22 protein-coding genes are annotated in these 25,862 nt (G+C 70.2%); 5 read left to right on the forward strand and 17 right to left on the reverse strand.

Annotation, left to right across the window (positions count from 1 at the left end):
* Positions 1 to 24 precede the first annotated feature (24 nt).
* Complete coding sequence (locus E7742_RS12640) at positions 25 to 1,032, forward strand: LLM class flavin-dependent oxidoreductase (protein WP_137801190.1); 1,008 nt, start codon at positions 25 to 27, stop codon at positions 1,030 to 1,032.
* Here E7742_RS12640 and E7742_RS12645 read toward each other — a convergent pair.
* Positions 1,019 to 1,780 (reverse strand): SOS response-associated peptidase, encoded by a 762-nt coding sequence (locus E7742_RS12645; RefSeq protein WP_137801191.1) that lies wholly within the window; start codon positions 1,778 to 1,780, stop codon positions 1,019 to 1,021. The two genes, E7742_RS12640 and E7742_RS12645, sit on opposite strands and share 14 nt — an antisense overlap.
* A 94-nt stretch (positions 1,781 to 1,874) precedes the next feature.
* Between E7742_RS12645 and aroA the strand changes: the two genes are divergently transcribed.
* The 3 genes from aroA to E7742_RS12660 all read left to right on the forward strand — a co-directional run bounded on the left by aroA (position 1,875) and on the right by E7742_RS12660 (position 6,332).
* Positions 1,875 to 3,212 (forward strand): 3-phosphoshikimate 1-carboxyvinyltransferase, encoded by a 1,338-nt coding sequence (gene aroA / locus E7742_RS12650; protein WP_254699319.1) that lies wholly within the window; start codon positions 1,875 to 1,877, stop codon positions 3,210 to 3,212.
* Positions 3,158 to 4,201 carry a ribosome small subunit-dependent GTPase A gene (gene rsgA / locus E7742_RS12655; protein ID WP_441346921.1) on the forward strand — a complete coding sequence of 348 codons (1,044 nt, stop codon included), beginning with the start codon at positions 3,158 to 3,160 and terminating at the stop codon, positions 4,199 to 4,201. Before aroA ends, rsgA begins: the two co-directional genes overlap by 55 nt.
* Positions 4,202 to 4,301: 100 nt before the next feature.
* Positions 4,302 to 6,332 carry a CocE/NonD family hydrolase gene (locus tag E7742_RS12660; protein ID WP_254698994.1) on the forward strand — a complete coding sequence of 677 codons (2,031 nt, stop codon included), beginning with the start codon at positions 4,302 to 4,304 and terminating at the stop codon, positions 6,330 to 6,332.
* 96 nt (positions 6,333 to 6,428) lie between these two features.
* Here the strand turns inward: E7742_RS12660 and E7742_RS12665 are convergent, their stop codons facing one another.
* From E7742_RS12665 to E7742_RS12705, 9 genes are all read right to left on the reverse strand, one after another.
* A complete protein-coding gene (locus E7742_RS12665) occupies positions 6,429 to 7,715 on the reverse strand; it encodes an NADH:flavin oxidoreductase (RefSeq protein WP_137799261.1) in 1,287 nt (428 codons plus the stop codon).
* Between the two features lie 113 nt (positions 7,716 to 7,828).
* A complete protein-coding gene (locus tag E7742_RS12670) occupies positions 7,829 to 8,212 on the reverse strand; it encodes a PLD nuclease N-terminal domain-containing protein (RefSeq protein WP_137799262.1) in 384 nt (127 codons plus the stop codon).
* A gap of 110 nt (positions 8,213 to 8,322) precedes the next feature.
* The gene (locus E7742_RS12675) at positions 8,323 to 8,691 is read right to left on the reverse strand and encodes a hypothetical protein (protein WP_137799263.1); all 369 of its coding nucleotides are present in this window, start codon (positions 8,689 to 8,691) and stop codon (positions 8,323 to 8,325) included.
* A 221-nt stretch (positions 8,692 to 8,912) separates the two neighbouring features.
* Positions 8,913 to 10,151, reverse strand: coding sequence for a fatty acid desaturase family protein (locus E7742_RS12680; RefSeq protein WP_137799264.1), 1,239 nt, complete (start codon positions 10,149 to 10,151; stop codon positions 8,913 to 8,915).
* 56 nt (positions 10,152 to 10,207) lie between these two features.
* The gene (locus E7742_RS12685) at positions 10,208 to 11,479 is read right to left on the reverse strand and encodes a fatty acid desaturase family protein (protein WP_137799265.1); all 1,272 of its coding nucleotides are present in this window, start codon (positions 11,477 to 11,479) and stop codon (positions 10,208 to 10,210) included.
* Between the two features lie 122 nt (positions 11,480 to 11,601).
* Complete coding sequence (locus E7742_RS12690) at positions 11,602 to 12,717, reverse strand: ferredoxin reductase (RefSeq protein WP_137799266.1); 1,116 nt, start codon at positions 12,715 to 12,717, stop codon at positions 11,602 to 11,604.
* A gap of 104 nt (positions 12,718 to 12,821) precedes the next feature.
* Positions 12,822 to 13,346, reverse strand: a complete 525-nt coding sequence (locus E7742_RS12695) for a DUF6912 family protein (protein ID WP_137799267.1) — start codon at positions 13,344 to 13,346, stop codon at positions 12,822 to 12,824.
* Between the two features lie 45 nt (positions 13,347 to 13,391).
* Entirely contained in the window at positions 13,392 to 14,834 is a 1,443-nt protein-coding gene (locus E7742_RS12700) for a WS/DGAT/MGAT family O-acyltransferase (RefSeq protein ID WP_137799268.1), read from the reverse strand.
* Positions 14,834 to 15,277, reverse strand: a complete 444-nt coding sequence (locus tag E7742_RS12705; RefSeq protein WP_137799269.1) for an HAD-IA family hydrolase — start codon at positions 15,275 to 15,277, stop codon at positions 14,834 to 14,836. Before E7742_RS12705 ends, E7742_RS12700 begins: the two co-directional genes overlap by 1 nt.
* A gap of 207 nt (positions 15,278 to 15,484) precedes the next feature.
* On the opposite strand from E7742_RS12705, the gene E7742_RS12710 reads away from it, so the two are divergent.
* The gene (locus E7742_RS12710) at positions 15,485 to 15,976 is read left to right on the forward strand and encodes an Rv3235 family protein (RefSeq protein WP_137799270.1); all 492 of its coding nucleotides are present in this window, start codon (positions 15,485 to 15,487) and stop codon (positions 15,974 to 15,976) included.
* 20 nt (positions 15,977 to 15,996) lie between these two features.
* On the opposite strand, the gene secA is transcribed toward E7742_RS12710, so the two are convergent.
* The 7 genes from secA to E7742_RS12745 all read right to left on the reverse strand — a co-directional run bounded on the left by secA (position 15,997) and on the right by E7742_RS12745 (position 25,825).
* Positions 15,997 to 18,795 carry a preprotein translocase subunit SecA gene (gene secA, locus E7742_RS12715; RefSeq protein WP_254698995.1) on the reverse strand — a complete coding sequence of 933 codons (2,799 nt, stop codon included), beginning with the start codon at positions 18,793 to 18,795 and terminating at the stop codon, positions 15,997 to 15,999.
* A gap of 189 nt (positions 18,796 to 18,984) precedes the next feature.
* A complete protein-coding gene (hpf, locus tag E7742_RS12720) occupies positions 18,985 to 19,674 on the reverse strand; it encodes a ribosome hibernation-promoting factor, HPF/YfiA family (protein ID WP_137799272.1) in 690 nt (229 codons plus the stop codon).
* 261 nt (positions 19,675 to 19,935) lie between these two features.
* Positions 19,936 to 20,622 carry a ComF family protein gene (locus tag E7742_RS12725; protein ID WP_137799273.1) on the reverse strand — a complete coding sequence of 229 codons (687 nt, stop codon included), beginning with the start codon at positions 20,620 to 20,622 and terminating at the stop codon, positions 19,936 to 19,938.
* A 26-nt stretch (positions 20,623 to 20,648) separates the two neighbouring features.
* On the reverse strand, positions 20,649 to 22,412 hold the full coding sequence (gene lpqB / locus E7742_RS12730) for an MtrAB system accessory lipoprotein LpqB (RefSeq protein ID WP_137801193.1): 1,764 nt from the start codon (positions 22,410 to 22,412) through the stop codon (positions 20,649 to 20,651).
* A gap of 26 nt (positions 22,413 to 22,438) precedes the next feature.
* The gene (gene mtrB / locus E7742_RS12735; RefSeq protein WP_137799274.1) at positions 22,439 to 24,325 is read right to left on the reverse strand and encodes an MtrAB system histidine kinase MtrB; all 1,887 of its coding nucleotides are present in this window, start codon (positions 24,323 to 24,325) and stop codon (positions 22,439 to 22,441) included.
* A complete protein-coding gene (mtrA, locus tag E7742_RS12740; protein WP_005518730.1) occupies positions 24,322 to 24,999 on the reverse strand; it encodes an MtrAB system response regulator MtrA in 678 nt (225 codons plus the stop codon). The genes mtrB and mtrA overlap by 4 nt, the downstream gene beginning before the upstream one ends.
* A gap of 157 nt (positions 25,000 to 25,156) precedes the next feature.
* A complete protein-coding gene (locus E7742_RS12745; RefSeq protein WP_137799275.1) occupies positions 25,157 to 25,825 on the reverse strand; it encodes a dTMP kinase in 669 nt (222 codons plus the stop codon).
* Positions 25,826 to 25,862: the final 37 nt, after the last annotated feature.

Consider the following 25,862-nt stretch of genomic DNA (forward strand, 5'->3'; position numbering starts at 1 on the left):
AAGACGGTGTCCGGCGTGACTGGCTTGTCCCTGCCCATCTCCATCCTCGACCTCGCGCAGATCGGCTCCGACGAGACCGCCGGCGACAGTTTCCGCGCCAGCGTGGCGATGGCCCGGAACGCGGAACGCTGGGGCTACCACCGGATCTGGTACGCCGAGCACCACAACATGCCGTCGATCGCGTCGTCCGCGACGAGCGTGCTGATCGCGCACGTCGCCGCGCACACCGAGCGGATCCGGCTCGGATCGGGCGGCATCATGCTGCCCAACCACGCGCCGCTGACCATCGCCGAGCAGTTCGGCACGCTCGCCGAACTGCATCCCGGCCGGATCGACCTGGGCCTGGGACGCGCGCCCGGCAGCGATCAGCAGACCATGCGCGCGCTGCGCCGCGATCCCGCTTCGGCGGAGTCGTTCCCCCAGGACGTCCTGGAACTGCAGGGCTACCTCACCGGGCCCTCGCGCATCCCGGGTATCGAGGCGACGCCGGGCCGCGGCACCGACGTGCCGCTGTACATCCTCGGGTCCTCGCTCTTCGGCGCCCGGCTGGCCGCAGCGCTGGGGCTGCCGTACGCGTTCGCGTCGCACTTCGCGCCGGACGCGTTGCACGACGCCATCGCGATCTACCGGCGCGAGTTCCGGCCGTCGGCGCAACTCGCCGAGCCGTACGTGATCGCGGCCGTCAACGTCATCGCCGCCGACTCTGAAGACGAGGCCCAGCGACTGTTCCTCGAGACCAAGCGCAAGCGTGTCGGGCTGTTCGTGGGCCGCGGCCGCACGTTCACCCCCGAGGAGGCCGACATGATCCTCGAGGCGCCCGCCGGCCGGCAGATCCAGGCGATGGTCCGATACACCGCCGTCGGCACCCCGTCCGTCGTGCGGGACTACCTCGACGGCTTCGCCGACCGCACCGGCGCCGACGAGTTGATGGTCGTGTCGTCGGCGCCCGAGCGGGACGCGTGGATGCGGTCGCTCGAGCTGGTCGCCGACGTGACCGGGCTGGCGTCGCGGACGGCGGTCACAGCAGGCTGATCTGCTCCCCCACCCGTTCCCCGGTGTCGGGGGCGAGCAGGTCGGGACCGTTGTTGCGCACGCTGTTCACCCGCGGTGAGACGCGCCGGACATCGACGGCCGCGACGGATTCGAGGCTCGGTCGGATCAGGTCGGGGTGGCCGAGGCTGTCCGGGTCGAGCCACGCGTCCCACCGCTCGGGCGGCAGGATCAGCGGCATCCGATCGTGCACGTTCGCCAGCTGGTCCACCGAGTCGGTCGTCAGGATCGTGGTGGACAGCAGCGGCGGGTTCGTCGGCGCCTTCGGGTCGTGCCACACCGACCACAGCCCGGCCATGAACAGCCGCTGCCCGTCGCCGCGCGACATGTAGTACGCCGCCTTGGCCGCCTTGCCGTCCGCACCGGGCTCGGTCTGCCACTCGTACCAGCCGTCCATCGGGACCAGGCAGCGCCGGAAGCGCAGCGACGATTTGAACGCCGGCTTGGTGGCGACGGTCTCGGAGCGGGCGTTGAACAGCGGTGCGCCGCGGCCGGGATCGCTCGCGTACGACGGCACCAGTCCCCAGCGCATGCGGCGGATGCGACGGGTGACGGGCGACTCGGGGTCACCGCCGTCGTGCCGGGCGACGACCGTGAGGACCGGGGTGGTGGGCGCGACGTTGTAGTCCGCCGCGGCATCGGGCCCGCCGGGCTCCCCCGTCTCGTTCACGGCGTCGAGTTCGACCGCGAGCGTCGCCGGGTCGGCCGTCGTCGCATACCTGCCGCACATGCCTGCGCACTCCTTCCGCCGGGCCGCCCGTCCGGCCTCGGCCCCGATGGCCTTCGCCTCCCATGCTGGCACGGCTGCCGCACCGCACTCACGCATAGGCGAAGATGGACGGGTGAGTCGTGACAGCCTGTGGAGAGCGCCCCGAGCCGAAGCCCCCGTGGATGCGTCAGTGACGCTGCCCGGATCGAAGTCGATCACCAATCGCGCGCTCGTCCTCGCGGCGCTCGCGTCCGGGCCCTCCACGATCACGGGCGCGCTGCGCAGCCGCGACACCGACCTGATGATCCGGGGCCTGCAGGCCCTCGGGGTGACGATCACCGCGACACCCGACGCCGCCACCGGCACGACCCTGCACGTCGTCCCCGCACCGATGACCGGGGGCGCCGTCGACTGCGGTCTCGCCGGCACGGTGATGCGCTTCCTGCCTCCGGTGGCCGCACTCGCCGACGGCACCGTCGCGGTGGACGGCGACGAGCAGGCGCGCACCCGGCCGCTCGGCACGATTCTCGAGGCGCTGCGCGGGCTGGGTGCCGACATCACCGGCGACGCCCTCCCCTTCACCGTCCGTGGCCGCGGCGCACTGCGCGGCGGCACCGTGACGATCGACGCATCCGGCTCGTCGCAGTTCGTATCGGGACTGCTGCTGTCGGCGGCCCGTTTCGACGAGGGCGTCACCGTCCGTCACCAGGGCGGCTCCCTCCCGTCGATGCCGCACATCGACATGACCGTCGAGATGCTGCGCGAGGCCGGGGTGGTCGTGCTGACGCCCGGGGAGAGCGGCGACGCCGACACGTGGCGGGTGCTGCCGGGCGAGATCGCGCCCGTCGATCGGGTCGTGGAACCGGATCTGTCGAACGCGACGCCGTTCCTGGCGGCGGCCGCGGTCACCGGCGGTACCGTGCGGGTGCCGCTGTGGCCGTCGCGCACGACCCAGCCCGGTGACGCGATCCGCGGCATTCTCACCGACATGGGCGCCGACGTCCGCACGGAGCGCGGCACCCTCACGGTCACCGGTCCGAAGTCGTTGCGCGGCATCGACATCGACCTGCACGACATCGGCGAGCTCACCCCCACGGTCGCCGCGCTCGCGGCGCTCGCAGACGGGCCGTCGGTGCTGCGCGGCATCGCGCACCTGCGCGGCCACGAGACCGACCGCCTGGCCGCACTGACCGCCGAGATCGACAAGCTGGGCGGCGCGGTGACCGAGACCGCCGACGGGCTGCGCATCGAGCCGCGTCCGCTGCACGGCGGCCGGTGGCACTCGTACGCCGATCACCGCATGGCGACGGCCGGCGCGATCCTCGGCCTGGTGGTCGAGGGCGTCGACATCGAGGACGTGGGCACCACCGCGAAGACGCTGCCCGGCTTCGAGAACCTCTGGGCGGCAATGCTGGGCCGGCCCGCCTCCGCCGAGCAGGAGGCGCTGTCCTGAGCCGCCGGCAGTACGACGAGTCCGACGTCCGGATCCGTCCGGGCAAGGGATCGCGTCCGCGGACCAAGAATCGGCCCGAGCACGCCGATGCCGCCGAGGGCATGGTGGTCTCGAAGGACCGGGGCCGCTGGGGCGTCGTGCTGGGCGGCGATCCGGACCGCCCCGTCGTCACCATGCGGGCCCGCGAACTCGGGCGCACCCCGATCGTGGTGGGTGACAAGGTGAGCGTCGTCGGCGACCTGTCGGGGAAGCCGGACACGCTGGCGCGCATCGTCCGGGTCGCGGATCGCGAGACCGTGCTGCGCCGCACCGCCGACGACACCGATCCGTTCGAGCGCATCGTCGTGGCCAACGCCGAGCAGCTGCTGATCGTCGTCGCGCTGGCCGATCCGCCGCCGCGCACCGGGTTCGTCGAACGCGCGCTCGTCGCGGCGTACGTGGGCGGGCTGAAACCGATTCTGTGCCTGACGAAGAGCGATCTGGCGACCCCGGACGAGTTCGCCGCCACGTTCGCCGATCTCGACGTCCCCGTGGTGGTCGCCGGCCGGGACGACCCCATCGAACCCGTGACCGAGATCCTCGCGGGCCGGCTCACGGCGCTCATCGGCCACTCGGGTGTGGGCAAGTCGACGATGGTCAATCGGCTGGTCCCGGACGCGGAGCGGGCCACGGGCGTGGTGTCGGGGGTCGGCAAGGGCCGGCACACCTCCACGCAGTCGGTGGCGCTGCCGCTGCCGGGCGGCGGCTGGGTGGTGGACACCCCCGGCATCCGGTCGTTCGGGCTCGCGCACATCTCCCCCGAGGACGTCGTCGGCGCGTTCACCGACCTGGCCGCGGCCGCCGAGGACTGCCCGCGCGGGTGCACCCATCTGGGTCCGCCGGCCGACCCCGAGTGCGCGCTCGACACCCTCACCGGTGAGTCCGCGGGGCGAGTCGAGGCGGTGCGGCGGCTGCTGGTCGCGCTCATGTCGAACGAATCCTGGTCGTAGCGCGAGTACCTGGTACCCGCAGTACCTACCGTTCGGTAACAAGCATTAGGGTGTGCCCCGGATCACTGATCCGTTCGTCGTCGAACCGGGAGGCACACCCTTGCGAACTCTTTCGCGCCCGCGTCCGGGCGCACTCCTGCGCCGAGGCACCGTCGCGCTCGCCGCCGGCACGGCGGTGGTGCTCGGCCTCACCGCCGGACCGGCCGTCGCGTCCGCGGACCCCACCGGGGGCGACGCCGGGCGGGCGTGGACGGCCACGACCGACGGGCCCGACCGGTACCCGGACATCGCCGTCGACGAGGACGTCCCGATCCGGATGAGCGACGGCGTCGTGCTCCGCGCGAGCGTCTACCGTCCGGCCGACGCGTCCGGGCGGGCCGTCGCCGATGCGCTGCCCACGGTCTTCAACCTCACCCCGTACACGCGTCTGGTCCCGGCGCTCGCCGACGCCGCTGCCGCGCATCCGGTGCTGGGAGAGGCGTTGGACCAGCTGGGCGCGGCCGACCTGTCCGGCACCCCCCTCGACGGGCTCACCGAACTCACGGGCGGGCTGGGCGGCGGGCTGCTGCGTACGTTCGGCGTCAACCGCGACCTCGTCCGGAACGGTTACGTCCAAGTGGTGGTGGACGTGCGCGGCACCGGCTACTCGCAGGGCGCCTGGGACGTGCTGGGCGAGCGCGAGCAGCGAGACACCGTCGAGGTCTTCGACTGGGCCCGCACCCAGCCGTGGTCGGACGGCACGTTCGGCATGGCCGGCGTCTCGTACTCCGCGATCAACAGCCTGCACGCGGCCGACAAGCAGCCGCAGGGGCTGAAGGCCATCTTCCCGGTCGAGCCCTCGGAGGACCTGGCCCGCGAGATCGTCGCCACCGGCGGTGCGTTCGGCGCCGGGTTCATGCCGGCGTGGCTGGTGGCGGTCAACGGCCTCAAGTTCGCACCGGTCGACTCGCTGCTGCGCGGAGAGTTCGATCCGCAGTGGCTCGCCGACCGGCTGGCCGACCCGGCGGTGATGTTCCCGCAGATGTTCGACGCCGTCCTGAACGGGGGCGGTGAGGCGGCCGACGACGGACCCTTCTACGACGTCCGTGCCGCCGACATCGAGCGCATCCAGGTCCCCACGTTCGTCACCGGCGGCTGGCACGACATCTTCGGACGCGGCGAATCGCGCATCTTCGATCGGCTGCAGCTGCCGGCCGGGCAGAAGCAGCTTCTGATGGGCAACGGCTACCACCTCAACCCGGGGCTCGGGCACGGCCGGGAGGGCGCGCCGCCGCGGCTGGACGTCCTCGAGCGGGCGTGGTTTCACAAGTGGCTCAAGGGGATCGACAACGGTATCGACCGGTACGGACCCGCCACGCTGTACCGGCAGGGGGACGGCTGGATCACCGCCTCGCAGTTCCCGCGGGCGGGCGCCGCACACCAGCGCCTGTATCTGAACGGGACACCGTCGGGTTCCGCACCGCACGCCGTCGTCGACGGCTCACTGACCACGCAGGCGCCCGCCGCCGCGAGCACGCACAGCGTGGCACCGGGTCTGCGGGGAGCCTGTTCCCGCGACACCGCGCAGGGCACCGCCGGTTTCGGCGCCATCCTCGGATCGGCGTGCACGCAGGACGCCCGGTTCGCCGAGGCCGAGGCGTTGACCTTCACCACCGCCCCGGTCACCGAGGCGACGGAGATCTCGGGACCGCTCGCCGTGCATCTGCTCACCACCACCGACGGCGCCGACGGCTTCTGGTCGGTGACGGTCAACGACGTGGCCCCCGACGGCCGTTCGACGGTCCTCACCAACGGGGCGCTGCTGTCGTCGCGCGCAGCGCTCGACGAGTCGAGGAGCGAGAAGGACGCGTCCGGTGCGTACACCGTCCCGGTCGCGGACCTGCATGCGGACAGCAAGCGAACGGTCGCCCCGGGGGTGCCGCTGGTTCTCGAGATCGGGTTGAACGGCACCGAGGCGAAGCTGGCGCCCGGCCACCGGCTCCGCGTGGACATCGCGGCGGCGAGCTTCCCGCGCTACCTGCCGATGCTGCCGGACCTGCAGGCGTCGGGGCTGAAGCCGCAGCGGCTGCTGATCGACCCCGCCGAGCCGAGTTACGTCAACGTCCCGGTCGTCGGCGCGCCCGGGTGGTGACCGGTCCCCTCCTCTGGACACGAAGCGCCCGCACCGGTTTCCGGTGCGGGCGCTCGCCCGTCGCGAGGAGACCTGCGGGGTCTCGCCGGTACCCGCTCAGGCAGGGGTGATCGGGAGCTCCTTCGACCGGTCCGCGGCGAACGAGGCGGGCGCGGTGGATCCGGCACCGCCGTGCGTGCTGTCCGGGTCGAGGACGCAGTGCGTGCGCCCGTAGACGGTGTACATGCACTTGTTGTTGTGGTTGCAGCGGCCGGTGACGGTGTGGTCCGCCCGGATGCGGTCGATCAGATCGGGTTCGCGCAGCAGCGCCCGCCCCATCGCGACGAAGCCGAAGCCCTCCCGCATGCCGGTCGCGATGTGCTCGTAGTCGTTGATGCCGCCCAGCAGGATCAGCTGCGTGTTCGTCACGACCGGCACGAACTGGCGAGCCGACTCCAGCATGTACAGGTCCTCGTACGGGTAGGTACCCAGCGCGCGCTTGCCGAACAGCCGGACTCCGGTCTTGAACGGCTCCTTCATCACCGCCGCGAACTCGTCGACGGGGACGTCGCCGCGGAACAGGTACATCTGCTTGAAGAACGACGACCCCTGGGTCAGTTCGATCGCGTCCAGGTTCCGGTCCTGATCGAGGAGCTGCACCGTCCGAAGCGATTCCGACAGCCAGATGCTGCCGCGGATGCCGTCGTCCATGCTGATCTTCGCGGTCACCGCGATCCGGTCGCCGACGACCTCACGCACCCGCTGGGCGATCTCCCGCACCAGCCGGGACCGGTTGTCGATGGTGCCGCCGTACTCGTCCTTGCGGCGATTGAGCAGCGGGCTCAAGAACGAGCTCGGCAGGTAGAGGTGGCCGAAGTGCAGTTCCACCGCGTCGAAGCCGGCCTCCACGGCGATCGCCGCCGCGTCCCCGAACTGATCGATCACCCGGCGGATCTCCGCCGGGGTGATCTCCCGGCAGTATTCGAGGGACGAGGGGTTGATCACCCGACTCGGCGACATCGCCGTCACCCCGGTGATCTTCTTCGACGCCACCACGCCGGCGTGACCGAGCTGGGCCGCGATGGCGCCGCCCGCGTCGTGGACGGCGTCGGTCAGCCGGCGCAGACCCGGAAGCGCCTTGTGGCTCATCAGGATCTGGCCCGGGGCGCTCGCCCCTTCCGGCGCGACGCAGCAGTACGCCACGGTGGTCATGCCCACGCCGCCCCGCACGAAGCCCAGGTGGAAGTCGATCAGGTCGTCGGTCACGAGACCCTCGGGGGACCGCCCCTCTGACGTGGCGGCCTTGATGATGCGGTTGCGCAGTCGAACCGGCCCCAGGGTTGCCGGGGCGAACGGGTCCGGGGTCGCCGACACCGAGTCGGTGTGCAGGCCTGCGATGGTCATGGGGCGCCCTTCTCTCGATCAGTGTGACGGGCACCACCATTCGTCGCGGTCACCGCGGCGTCAATACGATGTCCCTCCCACCGGACAGTCCACCCGGATCGAGAGCGGGCGCCTCAGTCGGCGCCGCGGGCGCGGTCGGCGAGAACGCGGTACTCGTCTTCGCTGATCACACCGGTGTCCAGCAGCGTCTGCGCCGTCGCGAGGTCCCGGTCCGGCGAGGACCCGGCGACGTCGCGGATGTACGCGTCCTCGGCCTCGCGGTAGCCGCGGGCGGCCTGCGCCGATCGCTCGACCATTCCGCGACCGCGCACGATCAGGTAGATCAGCTCCCCGAGGACCGGCAGCACGAACAGGAAGAACACCCACACGGCCTTCACCCAGCCCGACGTGCGGTGGTCCCGGAACAGGTCCGCGAGGATCGAGAACAGAACCATCACGTACGCCGCGAACGCGAAGCACGCGAAGACGAGCCAAAAGTAGTCCCAGAACGAGTCCATCGCGCGCTCCGTTCGCCAGACGATGTGGACCGGGATGTGGACCGGAAATTCCCTGTCCACTCTCTCACCGCGGACAGGTCCGGCGACCGTGAATCGTCCACCGAATTCGGCTACGGTTCGGCTCCGGCCGTGGCGGAGTCGGTCCAGTTGCCGGCGGCGCGAAGGGTGGCCACCACGGCGTCGAACGCGTCCGCGAGCCACTCGGCCCGCGCCTCGGCGATCGGGGTGGCACCACTGCTCGGATCCGCGCCGTCACCGCCCGTGTCGAAGAAGCGGACGGTCCACCAACTCTCGGAGTCGGGGTCGTCGCTCAGCCCCGCGTCGGTGTTGGTGGCGAGCAGGTACCGGCCGAACACGAAGTCCACCCTGATCGCGTAGTCGTCACCGTGATCGACCACGGCCGTCGCGCGACGGGTGACGGTGGCCAGGGCCGCCAGAGCATCGGCGTACCGCTGGGTGTGTTCTCTCTTGCGAGGCATAGTTCTCTCGGATTCTGCTGCCGAGAGGGCCGAAAACGCGCACGGGCTGTCCCGGCAGCGCGGTCTCGGCTGTGGGGTCGAGGTTACCGGTCCGTGTCGGCGAGTCCCGAACCGGGACGGCACCGGGCGGGGCAGCGAGACAGCAACGGCCGAGGCCGCCGCGGCGCCGGACGGGGTCCGGTGCGCCGCGACGGCCTCGTGAGTTCTTCGCAGGTCCTCGTCTACCGCGACAGCAACGCGCGCAGTCCCCGTCGCTTCCTCGACGCCGCGATTGCGGAGCCGAGCCCGCGCCGCCGGCCGGTGGCCGGATCGATGCTCGCGGTGGTGTTGCCCCCGAACTTGCGCTCCGACGCCGTCTCGGGCGCATCGTCCGCAGTGTCCTTGAGGTACTTGTTCGGCAGCGACAACTTGGCGATGGTGCGCCACGCCTTGGCGTACTGCACCGGCAACGGCCCGGTCGTGTACGGCAGGTCGTACTTCTCACACAGGGCGCGCACCTTGACGGCGATCTCGGCGTACCGGTTCGACGGCAGGTCCGGGTAGATGTGGTGCTCGATCTGGTAGCTGAGGTTGCCGGTCATGAAGTCCATGACGGGACCGCCGGAGATGTTGGCGCTACCGAGCATCTGCCGCAGATACCACTCCGCGTGCGTCTCCTTCTCGACGTCCGCCTTGGTGAACTTCTCGGCACCGTCCGGGAAATGGCCGCAGAAGATCACCGCGTTGGTCCACAGGTTTCGGATGACGTTCGCGGTCGCGTTGGCCGTCATCGTCGACTTCCACGCCTTACCGGTGAGCGCCGGGTACACCACGTAGTCCTTGGCGACCTGCTTGCCGATCTTCTCGCCGACCTCGCGCAGCCTGCGCTTGGTCTCGGCGCGATCGTCGCGACCCTTGGCCACCTTGCCGAGCTCGAGGTGCTGGATGGCGACGCCGTACTGGAACAGCAACGCCAGCAGCGCGTTGTACGCCAGGTTGCCGTAGTTGAAGGGCTGCCACCGCTGGTCGCGGGTGACGCGCAGCAGGCCGTAGCCCACGTCGTCGTCCATGCCCAGGATGTTGGTGTACTTGTGGTGCAGGTAGTTGTGGGTCTGCTTCCAGTGGGCCGACGGGTCGACGTTGTCCCACTCCCAGTTGGCCGAGTGGACCTCCGGATCGTTCATCCAGTCCCACTGCCCGTGCATCACGTTGTGCCCGAGTTCCATGTTCTCGATGATCTTCGCGACACCCAGCATGCCGGTGCCGAGCCACCACAACGAGCGCTTGCGACTGCCGAACAGCACCGCGCGGCCCCCGATCTCCAGCCCCCGCTGCAGTCGGATGGTGTTGCGGATGTAGCGCGCGTCGCGCTCACCCCGGGACTCCTCGACATCACGGCGGATGGCGTCGAGTTCGCGTCCGAGCGCCTCGACATCGGCATCCGTCAGATGCGCGTACTCCTTGATGTCTGTAATCGCCACGGGCCCTACCGTACCGTAAGTTACGACACCGTAGGTTAAGTCCACGTTACTGTGGGTCAGATCACTTCCGCCGGCCGTCGGCCCGCTCGGCGCCGCTGCACCCGTGCGTCGGCGTGCGCGCGCAGCGCCGACAGGAGCCCCCGCCGGCGTCCGGTGTCGGGGTCGACCCGCAGCGCCTCCCCGATCCGGGAGCCGGTGGCGTCGAACTTGCGCTCGGACGAGGTCTCGGGAGCGTCGTGGGAGGTGCGTTTCAGCAGACGGTCCGGCAGGGCGAGCTTGTGGATGGTGCGCAGCGCGAGCAGGTACTGCCGGCTGAGCGGTCCGGTGGTGTACGGCAGGTCGTACTTGTCGCACAGCGCCCGCACCCGCACCGCCATCTCCGGGTACCGGTTCGACGGCAGATCGGGGAACAGGTGGTGCTCGATCTGGTAGCTCAGGTTGCCGGTCAGGAAACCCATCACCGGGCCGGCGTCGATGTTGGCGCTGCCGAGCATCTGCCGCAGGTACCACTGCGCGCGGGTCTCGGTCTCGAACTGCTCGGCGGTGAACTTCTCGGCGCCGTCCGGGAAGTGCCCGCAGAAGATCACCGCGTACGCCCACAGGTTGCGCACCAGGTTGGCCGTCGCGTTCGCGGTCAGCGTGTGCTTCCACGCCCGGCCCGTCAGCGCCGGGAACAGTACGAAGTCCTTGCCGACCTGACGCGCGATCTTGATCGCGAATTCCTTGTTGGGAGCCGAATTCCACTGCATCGGGTCGACGCCCTCGAGCACCTTCTGCGCCTTGAGGTCGTGCAGCGCGATGCCCCACTCGAACCCGGCCGCGAGGATCACGTTCGCGACGGGCTGGAGCAGGTTGATCGGACGCCACTTCTCGTCCCGCGTCATCCGCAGGATCCCGAATCCCACGTCGTCGTCCATCCCGACGATGTTGGTGTAGGTGTGGTGCGAATAGTTGTGGGCGCGTTTCCAGTGCTCCGACGGCCCGGTCTGATCCCACTCCCAGGTGGTGGAGTGGATCTCCGGATCGTTCATCCAGTCCCACTGCCCGTGCATCACGTTGTGCCCGAGTTCCATGTTCTCGATGATCTTGGCGAGCGAGAGCATCGCCGTGCCCGCGACCCATGCGGGCCGGCGGCGGCTGCCGAAGAGCACTGCGCGCCCGCCGAGTTCGAGGGAGCGTTGCAGCCGGATCACCCGCCGGATGTAGCGGGCGTCGCGGTGCCCCCGCGACTCCTCGACGTCACGGCGGATCTCGTCCAGTTCACGGCCGAGGGCTTCGATGTCGTTGTCGGTGAGGTGAGCGAACTCGTTGATGTCGGTGATGGCCACCGAGTGGTCCTCCGTCGGGATAGATCAGTTCGCCGGCGTCCACCGACGCGAGGCGTTACCTGCGCAACGATACGGGAAAACGGACACCCGGCGGCCGGACGGATACCGAGGTCACACCGGAGTCACACGTCGAGGGTGCAGTCTCCTGCGGCCGCGGAGATGCACGTCTGGATGCGTTCGCCCTCGGAATGTTCCTTGCCGTTGCGCAGATCCACCGCGTGGCCCGACGCCAGCGGCACCACGCACGTCTGACAGATCCCCATGCGGCAACCGAACGGCATGAGCACGCCGGCCTTCTCCCCGGCCTCGAGCAACGTGGTCGCGCCGTCGGCCTCGACGGCCTTGCCGGCGCGCCCGAAGGTGACGGTGCCGCCCGCGCCGGACAGATCCGCACGCGAGACGGCGAACCGCTCCAGGTGCAGGCGCGGCGCGATGCCCTCGCGCTCCCACGTCTGTTCGATCTCGTCGAGCATCGCGAGCGGACCACAGGCCCACGTCTGCCGCTCCCGCCAGTCCGGGCACACCTCGTCGAGCGAGGCGAGCTCGAACTTGCCCTGCGAACGCGTGTGCCGGACGTGGCACCGCAGCGACGGGTGCGCCGCGCTCAGCCGTTCGAGCTCGTCGGCGAACATCACGGCGTCCTCGGTGGGGGCCGAGTGCACGTGCACGACGTCGGGCAGGTCGCCGCGGCGGTCCATCGTCCGCAGCATCGACATGACCGGGGTGATACCGCTGCCCGCGGTGAGGAACAGGATCTTCTCGGGGGGCGGCTCCGGCAGCGCGAAGTTCCCGGTGGGCGCCGCCAGCCGCACGACCGTGCCGGACGGGACCCCGGTGACCAGGTGACTGGACAGGAAACCCTCGGGCATCGCCTTGACGGTGATCGAGATCAGCCGGTGGTCGACGTTGGGCGCCGACGTGAGCGAGTACGACCGCCAGTGCCAGCGCCCCTCGACGGGGATACCGATGCCGATGTACTGGCCCGGCTGGTAATCGAAGTCGAAGCCCCATCCCGGCTTGATGACGAGCGTGGCCGAGTCGGCCGTCTCGGGGCGGACCTCGACGATCCGGCCGCGCAACTCCCGCGCCGACCACAGGGGGTTGACCAGATGCAGGTAGTCGTCGGGGAGCAGCGGCGTCGTCAACCGGGTGACCGCGCCGCGCACCAGGTTCGCCACGGACCGGTTCGAGCCCGCGACCCTCGCCGCCGGCGCCTCGATCCAGCTCTTCAGTCCCATCCGACCTCCATCTCGCTCCGTACCCCCGCCAGCGTAGGGCATGTGCCTACGGTGCCGTAAGTTACGGCCGGGTAGTGAGCAGGGGTAAGGACTTCACCGGGCGGTCACAGCAGTTCCAGCAGGAACGGCAGCTCCTGGCGGGCGTACCACGCGAGCTCGTGATCCTCGGCGTCGCCCAGCACGAACTCCGCGTCCTCGTCCCCCAGATCGGCGGCGTCGACCACGGCCACCGCCTTCTCGATGTCGGGTTCGGCCTCCGCGAGATCGACGTGCACCGACGCGACCTGCGAGAGCCGCAGGACGTCCCCGAGCCGGACCACGGCGTCGTCGAGATCCGGACGCAGCTTGACGTCGTCGACGTCCGCCGCGATCACGGCCCGTCGGAAGCGCGGCTTCGTGCCGTCACCGCTCTCGCCGTCACCGTCCGCGGCGGCCGCCGCGATCAGCCGCAGCGAGGCGCGGGCCGCCTCGGCCATCGCGACCTCGGCGAGTTCCTCGTCGTCGCCGGAGTGATACGACTCGCGCAGTGCCGGGGTCACCGCGAAAGCCGTACGGCTCACCGGAGAGAACTCCCCGTCGGCGACCAACTGCTGGAGCATCGGGATGGTTGCGGGAACGTACACCCTCACGCCGGACCCCCGGCCACGACGATCCGGCCCCGGGACAACGACCGTTCACCCACTGGCATCCACCAACTCCTCGAGAGACTCGTGCAACGATGCGGCCACGACGTCCACGTCGGGCAGGGCGTCACGGTCCGCATTCAAACCGTAGTGGACGTGCCCGTCGTACGACGTCAGCGCAATGCTCAGCGTCTGATTCTTCAGCAGCGGCGACACCGGGTACATCTCGACCATCCGCATGCCCGCGAGGTACAGCGGAATCTGCGGGCCCGGCGCGTTGGTGACCATGACGTTGAACATCCGCTGCGACAGGCTGCTGGCCACCCGCGCCCCGCGCGCGTGCAGCGAGGCCGGCGCGAATCCCGACAGCCGGATCATCGTCCGCGCCGTCACCTGCCGGCTCTGCCGGGCGAACGCCTGGGTCGCGTGCGCGACGTGTGACAGGCGCATCACCGGATTCGGTTCCCCGACAGGCAGATCCAGCAGGAACGACGACGTCCGGCCGTGCGGGACGCCGTCGTCGTCGGCGCCGCGCACCTCGACGACACTGGCCCCGTTGGTCCCGGGATGTGCCGCACAGATCGACATCGGCGCGAGCGCCCGCAGCGTGGACGCCTCGGACACCGGCTCGCCGCGCGCCAGCAGCCACGTCCGCATCGCTCCGGTGACCACCGTGAGGACGGCGTCGTTGATCGAGCACCCGTAGCGTGCCCGAATCTTGCGGTACCGCTCGAGATCGGTGCGTGCGACCGCGAACCGCCGGTTGCGCGAGATGGCCGCGTTGAGCGGGCTGGGCGACGCCGGCTGCGCCGCCGTGCGGACCAGTGCGGCCAGCTTGCCCAGCGCATCGGTGGCCTCGTCGATCACCGCCGTCGTGTCCCGCAACGTCATGCGCAGCGTCTCGATGCCCTCGCGCGGCTGGGACACCAACTGCGCCAACGCCGCCGCGACCAGCGCGGGCTCCCCCGGGGCGGGCTCCGGCATCCACAGATCGTCGACCGCCGGCGGCGGCACGTCGTCCTCGTCCAGGATCACCTGGCTGATCTCGAGCGCCTGTTCGCCGTCGACCAGGGCGGAGTGCGACTTGGTGTACACCGCGCACCGATTGTCCGCCAGCCCCTCGACGACGTACATCTCCCACAGCGGCCGCGTCGTGTCCAGCGGGCGGGACGTCAGCCGCGCCACCAGGTCGTGCAACTGCTCGTCCCCGCCGGGAGACGGCACCGCCGACCGCCGCACGTGGTACGTGATGTCGAAGTCGGGGTCGTCCACCCACACCGGACGCGCCAGCCCGAATGCGACCTCGCGCACCTTCTGCCGGTACCGCGGCACCAGATGCAAGCGACTCTCGATGAGCCGGAGCACCGCCTCGAAGTCGAGGCCCGTCTCGGGGAGTTGGAAGACTGCCAGCGAGCCGAGGTGCATCGGCGTGTTGGTCGCGTCGAGAAAGTAGAAGGACGCGTCCTGCGTCGTGAGTCTCGTCGCCCTGGCCATCAGCTCCCCCTGTTCCCGCGACCGGTGCCCGCGGCGTCGGGGGCCGGGCCCCGATCGAGCAGGATCGCGATCTCTTCCGCCGCCACCGACGGGTCGACGTGGTGGACCCCCACCATGCCCACGGCGACCGCCGCGCGCACGTTGCCGACGAGGTCGTCGACGAAGACGCACTCGTCGGGCGCCAGTCCGAGGCCGGCGGCGACCAGCGCGTAGATCCGCGGATCCGGCTTGGCCGTGCCGACGTCGCCGGACAGGACGACGGCGTCGACGAACGGTCCCGCGAGGTCCCGCAACCGCTGCGCGCCCGAGCCGCCCGGGTCGTTCGACAGGATCGCGGTGCGCACCCCGCGGCCGCGTGCCTGCGCGACGACCCGCGCCATCAGATCGCCGTCCGAACCGGGTCCACCGAGCACTCCACCGAAGTCCAGCACCAGTCCGCGCACGCCCTCACCCTAGAACCCGCGGGGGTGGTTGGCGAGACCAGCGTGCGGCGCCGCCGCCGCACCCCTCGCTTTTCCGGGCGTCGCGTGCCATGCTGTGCGCCAGAATCCGTCCTCTCCACGGATCCGCCCGGGGCACTGCCACCGTCCGGCAGCCCCGTCGACGATGCGTACCGCCAGTCCTGCCCGCGGTACCGGAGAGGCCAGAGCATGCACACGGAACATCGGTTCCTGTCCCCCGCACCACGATTCGAGCCGCCCGCGCACGACACCCGGACACCGCGCCGCCGGCGTCCGCTCGCGGAGTCGGCCGTCCGGCGGACCCCGCACGACGGCCGTTCCCCGCGCCCGACGGTCCCACGCGACGCCACCGCACCCGACGTGCGCCGGTTCGCCGAGCACGCCCTCCGGCTCACACTCGAGGTGATCGACCGGCGGCGCACCCCGGCGCAACTGCGTGCCGTGGCCGCGCCCGCGGTGATCGACGTGGTGCACGCGCTCGTCCGGTCGGGGCCGGCGCGCAACCGACTCGGCAGCGCGAGCCTGGTCGGCGTCCACGTGCGCGCGGCGGGCGCCGACGCCGCCGAGGTGTTCGGCACCTACAACCGCAGCGGCCGGGTGTTCGCCGTCGCCGCGCGTATCGAACGCGGCAACGGCAGACACCCGGCCGGATGGGCGATCACGTCCCTGCAGACCGCCTGAGATCCTCGGCGGCCGTCAGGTCAGTGCTTGCGCTTGGACTTGGGGCCACGCTTGGACTTGGACTCGGCGCGTGCGGCCTCCCGCCGCTCGCGGCGCGTGCCCTCGGGCGCGTCGGTCTCCCCCGCGACCCGGCTCACCTGGGCGCTGCCGTCCTCGGACGGACCCGAGAGCGTGAGCCCACGCGGCTGTTCGTCGTCGAGGCCCTTCGCCCGCAGCGCAACCGGGGCCTGCTGCTGCTCGGCGCCCGACGACTGCGCGGAGGCATCCTGCCGGGCCAGCGCCGGACCACTCGATGCCGCGGACGCGGCGGACGCGGCCGTGACGCTCACGGCCGACCCGCCACCCTGCGGCGTGCCGGCCTCGACCTGCAGGTTGAACAGGAAGCCGACCGACTCCTCCTTCAACCCGTCGAGCATCGCGATGAACATGTCGTAGCCCTCGCGCTGGTACTCGACCAGCGGGTCGCGCTGCGCCATCGCCCGCAGCCCGATGCCCTCCTTGAGGTAGTCCATCTCGTAGAGGTGCTCGCGCCACTTGCGGTCGAGGACCGACAGCAGCACGCGGCGCTCGAGCTCCCGCATGCCGCCCTCGCCGGCGATCTCGTTGATCTGCTGCTCACGCTTGGCGTACGCCTCGCGGGCATCCTTCAGCAACGCGTCGAGCAGTCCGTCGCGGTCCAGATCGGACTCGCCGGCCTCGGCGGCGCCGAGGAGATCCTTGTAGTCGATACCGACCGGGTACAGCGTCTTGAGTGCCGTCCACAGCTGCTCGAGATCCCAGTCCTCGACGTAGCCCTCGGCGGCCGCACCGTCGACGTACGCGGTGACGACGTCGGTGATCATCGACTCGACCTGCCCCTCGAGGTTCTCGCCCTCGAGGATGCGGCGGCGCTCGTCGTAGATGACGGTGCGCTGTTGGTTCATGACCTCGTCGTACTTGAGGACATTCTTGCGGATCTCGAAGTTCTGCTGCTCGACCTGCGTCTGCGCGCTCTTGATGGCCTTCGAGACCATCTTGGCCTCGATCGGCACGTCGTCGGGCAGGTTCAGGCGCGTCATGATCGACTCGAGCGCGGCGCCGTTGAAGCGCCGCATCAACTCGTCCCCGAGCGAGAGGTAGAAGCGCGACTCGCCCGGATCACCCTGGCGACCGGAACGACCGCGCAGCTGATTGTCGATGCGGCGGGACTCGTGCCGCTCGGTGCCCAGCACGTACAGCCCGCCGGCCTCGCGGACCTTCTCGGCGTCGGCCTTGACCTCGGCCTTGACCTGCTCGAGCACGTCGTCCCAGGCGGCCTCGTACGCCTCCGGGTCGTTGACCGGGTCGAGCCCCTGCCGGCGCAGGGCGATGTCGGCGATGATGTCGGGGTTGCCGCCCAGCACGACGTCGGTGCCACGACCGGCCATGTTGGTCGCAACCGTCACCGCGCCCGAACGCCCGGCCTCGGCGACGATGGTCGCCTCCTGCTCGTGGAACTTGGCGTTGAGGACGTTGTGCGGGACACCGCGCTTGGTGAACTGCTTCGACAGGTACTCCGAGCGCTCGACGCTCGTGGTACCGATGAGGACCGGCTGGCCCTTCTGGTGCCGCTCCACGACGTCGTCGACGACCGCCTCGAACTTGGCGACCTCGGTCTTGTAGATCAAATCGCCGGCGTCGACGCGGATGAGCGGACGGTTCGTCGGGATCGGGATGACGCCCAGGCCGTAGGTCTGGTGCAGCTCGGCGGCCTCGGTCTCGGCCGTACCGGTCATGCCCGACAGCTTGTCGTACAACCGGAAGTAGTTCTGCAGCGTGATGGTGGCGAGAGTCTGGTTCTCGGCCTTGATCTCGACCTTCTCCTTGGCCTCGATCGCCTGGTGCATGCCCTCGTTGTAGCGCCGGCCCACGAGGATGCGGCCGGTGAACTCGTCGACGATGATGACCTCGCCGTCACGGACGATGTAGTCCTTGTCGCGCTGGTACAGCTCCTTCGCCTTGATGGCGTTGTTGAGGTAGCTGACGAGCGGCGAGTTCGCGGCCTCGTACAGGTTCTCGATGCCGAGCTGGTCCTCGACGAACTCGACGCCGGCCTCGTGCACGCCGATCGTGCGCTTCTTGATGTCGACCTCGTAGTGCACGTCCCGCTTCAGCAGCGGCGCGATGCGCGCGAACTCGCCGTACCACTTGCTCGACGCGTCGGCCGGGCCGGAGATGATCAGCGGCGTGCGGGCCTCGTCGATGAGGATGGAGTCGACCTCGTCGACGACGGCGAAGTTGTGACCGCGCTGCACCAGGTCGTCGAGGGTGTGCGTCATGTTGTCGCGCAGGTAGTCGAAACCGAACTCGTTGTTGGTTCCGTACGTGATGTCTGCGGCGTACGCCTTGCGCCGCTGCGCCGGGGTCATCCCGGACAGGATCACGTCCACCTCGAGACCGAGGAAGCGGTGGACACGGCCCATCCACTCCGAGTCGCGCTTGGCCAGGTAGTCGTTGACGGTCACGACGTGGACGCCGTCGCCGGAGATCGCGTTGAGGTACGCCGGCAGCACACACGTGAGGGTCTTGCCCTCACCGGTCTTCATCTCGGCGACGTTGCCGAAGTGCAGGGCGGCGCCGCCCATCACCTGGACGTCGAAGTGACGCTGGCTCAGAACCCGACTGGACGCCTCGCGGGCCACCGCGAACGCCTCGAGCAGCATCGAGTCCAGTGGCTCACCGTCGGCGTAGCGCTTCTTGAACTCATCGGTCTTGGCCCGCAGCTGCTCGTCGGAGAGCGCCTCGACCTCGGGACTGAGGGCGGAGACGTCGTCGGCGATGTTCTTCAGCCGCTTGACCATGCGACCTTCACCTACACGGAGCAGCTTGGATAGCGACAGTGACGGCACGGTCCTCTTCGTCCTCGATCCAGGTGTCGGATTCTTCGTCACCACGGTGACGAACGGGATCCGGCCGAGGTCGGGTGACCCCAGCCGGATCCCATGGTAGGCGTAATCACCGGCCGGCGAGTAGACCGACCGGCCGCGACCTCACGCCAGTCGAATCAATCCGTAGTCGAACGCGTGCCGCCGGTAGACGACCGAAGGCCGGTCGGTCTCCTTGTCGTGGAACAGGTAGAAGTCGTGTCCCACCAGTTCCATCTCGTACAGCGCGTCGTCGACGGTCATCGGTTCGGCCGAGTGCACCTTGGTTCGGACGATCTGTCCGGGACCGGGCGGTGCCTCGCCGTCCAGGGACAGTCCTTGGTCGATCGCCAGCGAATCGTCTTGTGCCAGTTCGGCGGTGGCCTCCGCGACGGATACCGGCGTCTTCTCCCCGTAGTGGACCTTGCGGCGGTCCTTGGTGCGACGCAACCGGCTCTCCAGTTTGGCAGTCACGGATTCGAAAGCCGCGTAGAAACTGTCCGCGCTCGCTTCGGCGCGGACGACGGGTCCCTTGCCGCGCGCGGTGATCTCCACGCGCTGGCAACTCTTGGCCTGCCGACGGTTACGTTCGTGTTGGAGTTCCACGTCGAAGTGGAAGATGGTGGGATCGAAGCGCTCGAGCCGTGCGAGCTTTTCGGAGACGTAGACCCGGAAGTGATCCGGGACCTCGACGTTCCGGCCCTTGACGACGATTTCGGCGTGGTCGGCGTCCGACGGGGCCGCAGCCCCGGGTGCCTCAGGTGCCTCGTCGGTGTCCTCATCAACGAAAACCGAGGCCTTTGCAGATGTCGTCACTCGTACCTCCCGATTGACGGCCGGCTCACCTCGTGAGACCGGCGGGATCGATCGCTACCGGGCAGGGAACCACCCGGTATCAGAACGTGAAATATCACCTCCCACCTGTGACTTCGGGTGTGAAGGCGACGCTAGTACGTAACCGCGCGGTGTGCCAGTTTTCAGCCCCATTTCACCGGTGTGTCGCGAAAACCATCTGTCCCGATCGCCCGAAATCTGCAGGCAGGCGACGGTCTGAGCGATCCCGACCCGAATGTCCGTTCACGCGGCCGCGACGACGAGCACGGCCGCCACCCGCACGCCCGCGGACCGGAGGACGCGGACCGACTCGGCGGCCGTCGCCCCGGTGGTGACCACGTCGTCGACGACCACGATCTCGGGCCGGGGACCGGCCGGGGCCACCGCCGCGGCGACCGTTCCCGAGAGGCGGACCCGGCCGCGCAGGTTGTCCTGACGCTGGGCCGCCGTGAGACCGACCGAGTCGCGCACACCCCGGCGCATCCCCAGCACCGGCGCCACCGAGCAGGGCCCGCCCACCGCACCGGCGGCCACCCGGGCGGACCGCAACACCGGATCGCCGCCCCGGCCCCGGGCCGCCCGCGGACGCGTCGGCGCGGGCACCAGACACAGCGGCGCGGGACGCGGGTGGAGCTCACCCCACTGCCGCAGGGATTCGATCGCCCGCCCCAGCGCGAGGCCTATCGGACCTGCCAGGTCCCGGCGGCCGTGCTCCTTGGCGGCGATCACCACGCGGCGCCGCGGTCCGGCGTACGGCCCCAGCGCCCACACCGGCACGCCGGGGTCCACCCTGGGAGCGACGGCGACAGGCACGTCCGCCAGCGTGGCGTCGCACCGGGCACACCATCCGGAGCCGGGCGCCCCGCAGCCCCCGCACTCGGCGGGCAGGATCAGGTCGAGGAGGGCGCGCACGCCGGTCAGTGTGCACACCACCCCCGACAGCCGTCGCGGCCGATCTAGCCGGGTAGCACCGGGATCGCCTTGGTGCCGGTCAGCCCGGGCACCTCCCGCCAGTACCGGTCGCCGGCCGGATCGTTGTTGTTGAGCTGGAAGACCGCACGCGCGTCGGCGACGAACTCGGTGGTCGACGTCGCGTCCACCGCCACGACCGGCGACGTGAGGTTCCGGCTCGGCAGCGAGTCCATCCGCGAGCCGTCGACGGCCAGCTGCACCACCGGGACGTCGGATCCGTCCCGGACGACCACCACGGTGTCGGGGGTGCTCCAGTCCAGGGACACCGCGCGGGTCCCGCTCCCGTGCGCGATCGCGCGCGGATTCGTCACCGAGTACTCGCCGTCCGGCTGCCGGACCACCGTGGCGACGTACACCTTGCCGTCCACGATCAACGCCGCACGCACACCGTCGCGGGACAGGCGCAACTCGGTGACGGGGCCGCCCAGGGCGGAGATGGCGCCGCTCTCGACGTTCATCGTCGTGAGCTTGCCGGTGCCGGTCTCGCGGACCACCCGGACGATCGTGGAGTCGTTGACCACGGCCCACACCGTCGCCCCGTCGAGCGCCCACGTGGGCCGGGTGACCGTCTGCGCTTCCAGGGCCGTCGCCACATTGCCGTCGAACGTACCCACCACCAGGGCGGTCTGGGGTTCCGGAGCCGGACGCCTCGTCTCGGCGACCGCCGCGGTGAGGGTTCCGTCCCGGGAGATCGCTGCCGAACGCAGGTTGTCCGAGGCCCCGAAGTACCCGGGCACGGGGTTGACCGCGGCGTCGGTGACGTTGACCAGGCCGCCGCCGCGCAGCGCGTGCAGCCCGACACTGGCACTGGACGTGGCGAGCGGGTTGTACGACGCGACGTCCGCGGTCGTCCACCCCTCGGCGTACCGCTCGTCGAGCGGCTGGCCGTCCGCGAGCAGCACGTAGGGTCCCGAGATGTCCGCGTTCGCGAGCGTCCACACCACCTGCGCGGCGAGCAGTTCGCGCGACTGGGCGTTCATCCGGCTCAGTCCCTGGAAGTCGATGCGGACCCCACCGAGCCCGACGCCGACCTGCGACGTCTGCCCGTCGGCCTTCGTGATGGGGCCCAGGACCGCCACCCCGGAACCGAGTTCGTTGCCCACCGCCCCGGCGAGCGACGGCTTGGGCCCGTCGAGCAGCAGCCCGATCAGTTGCGTCACGATCTGGTCCTGACTCGCCGCGATCCACCGCGGATCCGGGACGACCGTGGTCGACGTCGGATCGAGGAAGTACAGCGACTTGCGCTGGTAGGAGTTGAGGAACTGCGGACGATCCATGATCACGCCGTTGGGCAGGTTGTCGATCCGCCACTCGCCGTCGACCTTGATCGAACTGAACTTCGCCTCGTACGTGCCCTCCTGCGCCTGGTACAGGCCGCCCTCCTCGAGCTGTCCCACCCGGTTGGCCCGGATGGTGTAAACGGCGCGGTCGGCGGAGCGGGATTCGAGGATGAGATCGATCTTGTCGACGATCGTGGCGCTGTCGGCGTCGTCCCACCGGCTCGACGCGTCCTTGGTGAGGTACTGCCGCGCCGCCAGGTGCCGGTTGGCCGGGTCGGTGCTCGCCTTGACGAAATCGCGCAACAGCAGGTCCGGCTCCCGGCCGGGGGCGGGCGCCTCGACGCTCGTGCTGACGGGCGCGCGATCCACGGTGCCGATGGCCTGCGGCGCGGAGGCGTCGGGCAGATTGGCACAACCGGTCGCCAACAGAGTGAACACCGCGAGCAGCGCCGCACCTGTGACGCGCACCCGGGCCCGCCGCGACCGCACGCCCGTCACGACTCGCGCTCCCGTACCCGCGGCTCCGTCGGCGCGTCGTCGGGATCGGGCTGCTCGGGTGGCTCCGTCGCCGACGCCGCCTCGACCACCGGCGACTCGGTGTGCTCGGCCGCGACGACGCCCACGTCGGCCGGCTGCGGCGCTCCCGCAGCGGGCTCGGCGGTACCGCCGGCGGGGGTCTCGGTTCCCGGCCCCTCTCCGTCCGCCGCCGCGTCGGCCAGCGCGGCGGCCTCCGAGCGGGTGCCCGGAAGCGGCTGGCCCTGCACCAGCTTGCCGGTGCCGGGCGCGAGCGGCAGCGGACTGCGGGTGACCTTGCGACCGCGGATGCGTGGCAGCGTCAACCGGAAGCACGCGCCGTGTCCGGGCTCGCCCCACGCCTCGAGCATGCCGTTGTGCAGATTCGCGTCCTCGACGCTGATCGCCAGGCCCAGCCCGGTGCCCCCGGACCGGCGTACCCGCGACGGGTCCGACCGCCAGAACCGGTTGAACACCAGCTTCTCCTCCCCCGGGCGCAGGCCGACTCCCTGATCGCGCACGATGAAGGCCGCGGCGTCGTCGTCGGCCCGCAGACGCAGCAACACCGGCTTGCCCTCGCCGTGGTCGATGGCGTTCGCCAACAGGTTGCGCAGGATCCGCTCGACGCGGCGAGGATCGACCTCGGCCGACACCGGTTCCTCCGGCAGGTCCACGATCAGCTCGGTGGAGGTCTCCTTCGCCAGGTGCCGCACCGTCGACACCGCCGCGCGCGCACACATCCGCAGGTCCAGCTGTTCGGCCGCCAGCTCGGCGACACCGGCGTCGTGGCGAGAGATCTCGAGCAGATCCCCGAGCAGGCTCTCGAACCGGTCCAGCTCGGCCACCAGCAGCTCGGACGAGCGCTTGAGCACCGGATCGAGCTCGTCGCTGCTGTCGTGGATGAGATCGGCCGCCATCCGGACGGTCGTGAGCGGCGTCCGCAGTTCGTGGCTGACGTCCGAGGTGAACCGCTTCTGCAGGTTGCCGAACTCCTCGAGCTGGGTGATCTGCTTCGACAGGCTCTCGGCCATCTCGTTGAACGACATCGCCAGCCGCGCCATGTCGTCCTCGCCGCGCACCGGCATGCGTTCCTTGAGCCGGCCGTCGGCGAAGCGCACCGCGATGCGCGACGCGGACCGGATGGGCAGCACCACCTGGCGGGCGACCAGCATCGAGATCGCCGCCAGCAGCACCGCCAGCACCGCGCCACCGATCAGCATGGTGCCGCGCACGAGCGACAGGCTGCGGTCCTCGCTGGCCAGCGGGAACACCAGGTACAGCTCGAGCGTCGAGATGTCCGACGACGTGGGGCTGCCGATGATCAGCGCGGGACCGGAGTAGCCGCCCGGTTCCGACACCGTCGCGAACTGGTAGCTGATCTGGTTGGCGCGCACGAACTCACGCAGGCTCTCGGGGATCTGCTCCGCCGGCCCGCTCTTCGTCGGTTCCCGCGGTCCGTCACCCGGCACGATGAGCACCGGGTCGAAGGTACCGGCGGAACCCGCGGACTGGCCACCGTCGGACTCCCGGTTGGTCAGCGCCAGCCGGGCCGCGTCGAGGCGGACCTGCAGCGACCCGCTGTCGTCGGCGCCGGCCAACTGGGCGTCGACCGTGCTCCGGGCGCGGTCCATCTCCTCGGTGGCCGCGGTCACCTTCGCCTCGAGGAGACGATCGGTGATCTGGCTGATGAGCACCACGCCGAGAACGGTGATCACGATCAGCGACAGCGACAACGTCGAGACGACGACCCGGAGTTGCAGCGACCGACGCCAGACGTGAGCGAGCCAAGTGCCCCACGCCCGACACCAGCGAATCAGCGGCGCGAACACCCGATTGGGGCGCCGCCGGGTCCGACCGGCACCGATCACGGCGGGCCGGCCTTGTAGCCGACCCCCCTGACCGTCAGCACTACTTCGGGATTCTCGGGATCCTTCTCGACCTTCGCCCGCAGACGCTGCACATGGACATTCACCAGACGGGTGTCGGCGGCATGCCGGTAACCCCACACCTGTTCGAGCAGCACCTCACGCGTGAACACCTGGCGCGGCTTGCGGGCGAGGGCGACGAGCAGATCGAACTCGAGCGGCGTGAGCGAGATGAGCGCGTTGTCGCGCGTCACCTTGTGCGCCGGCACGTCGATCATGATGTCGCCGATGCTCAGAACCTCGGCCGGCTCCTCCTCGGTACGGCGCAGACGCGCACGCACCCGGGCCACCAGCTCTTTCGGCTTGAACGGCTTCATGATGTAGTCGTCCGCGCCGGACTCGAGACCCAGGACGACGTCCACGGTGTCGGTCTTCGCGGTGAGCATGACGATCGGCACGCCCGACTCCGCGCGCAGCACCCGGCACACGTCGATGCCGTTCATGCCGGGCAGCATCAGGTCCAGGAGCACCAGATCGGGCCGGGTCTCGCGAACGGCCGTCAGTGCCTGGCTGCCGTCCCCCACCACGTAGGGCTCGAATCCCTCCCCACGAAGCACGATGGTGAGCATCTCGGCGAGCGCTGTGTCATCGTCGACAACCAGAATCCTTGGCTTCATATCCCTATCGTTACATCTTCGAGGCTGCGAAATGTGGAAAGGAGCGTTCGCTCCTGCGGCGCGCCGCAATGTTTCCGCGGCGGGCCGCGCAGTGTTCCCGCGGCGGGCCGCGCATCGTTTCTGCGGCGAGCCGCTCATCGTTTCTGCGGCGAGCCGCTCATCGTTTCTGCGACGTCCCTTCCCGTTGCTGCAAGAGTGCCAGTTTATCGGCGAGAATGCCCGGATCGGTATCCGGCGCGACCGTCCACCACGGCGAATTCCAGTCGGCGGCCGCGAGCTCGCGGTAGACGTGGCCGGTCCGGGCCTGCAGCCCACTGTCCTTCTCGTAGGCGTCCAGCGCGCGGGAACTGTCCTGCGCCTCGCGTCGTCGGGCCCGCTCCTCGGCGAGCGCGACCGGCACGTCGAGGTACAGCTGCACGTCCGGACGCGGCAGGCCGAGCCGCCCGAACTCGAGATCCGCGATCCATGCGACGAATTCGCCGTCGACGTGTTGGTGCAGCCGCGCCGCACCGTAGGCGGCGTTGGAGGCGACGTAGCGGTCCAGGATCACCACGTCGTGACCGGCCACCAGGGCGCGCAGCGTGTCGGCCGCGCCGGCTCGATCGAGCGCGAACAGCACCGCCATGGCGTGCACCGACTCGCTGAGGTCACCGTGCGACCCCTTGAGCGCCTCCGACGCCAGATCCGCGTGCACGGAGACGCCGTAGCGCGGGAAATCGAGCGTCGCCACGCGCAGGCCCCGGCGTTCGAGACTCGCGACGACCTTGCCGACGAGAGTGCGCTTGCCCGCGCCGTCGAGCCCCTCCAGGGCGATCAGAGTTCCCACGAGCGTCGAGCCTATCGGTGCCCGTCCGGGGGCGACG

This window comes from Rhodococcus sp. SGAir0479 (genome assembly GCF_005484805.1).
Taxonomy (GTDB): Bacteria; Actinomycetota; Actinomycetes; order Mycobacteriales; family Mycobacteriaceae; genus Prescottella.

Coding starts and splice junctions, on each gene's coding strand:
- E7742_RS12645 (WP_137801191.1), bottom strand. CDS start 1,780: ATGTGCGGCAGGTATGCGACGACGGCCGACCCGGCGACGCTCGCGGTC.
- E7742_RS12665 (WP_137799261.1), bottom strand. CDS start 7,715: ATGACCATCGCAGGCCTGCACACCGACTCGGTGTCGGCGACCCCGGAC.
- E7742_RS12670 (WP_137799262.1), bottom strand. CDS start 8,212: ATGGACTCGTTCTGGGACTACTTTTGGCTCGTCTTCGCGTGCTTCGCG.
- E7742_RS12675 (WP_137799263.1), bottom strand. CDS start 8,691: ATGCCTCGCAAGAGAGAACACACCCAGCGGTACGCCGATGCTCTGGCG.
- E7742_RS12690 (WP_137799266.1), bottom strand. CDS start 12,717: ATGGGACTGAAGAGCTGGATCGAGGCGCCGGCGGCGAGGGTCGCGGGC.
- E7742_RS12700 (WP_137799268.1), bottom strand. CDS start 14,834: ATGGCCAGGGCGACGAGACTCACGACGCAGGACGCGTCCTTCTACTTT.
- E7742_RS12710 (WP_137799270.1), top strand. CDS start 15,485: ATGCACACGGAACATCGGTTCCTGTCCCCCGCACCACGATTCGAGCCG.
- secA (WP_254698995.1), bottom strand. CDS start 18,795: ATGGTCAAGCGGCTGAAGAACATCGCCGACGACGTCTCCGCCCTCAGT.
- mtrA (WP_005518730.1), bottom strand. CDS start 24,999: ATGAAGCCAAGGATTCTGGTTGTCGACGATGACACAGCGCTCGCCGAG.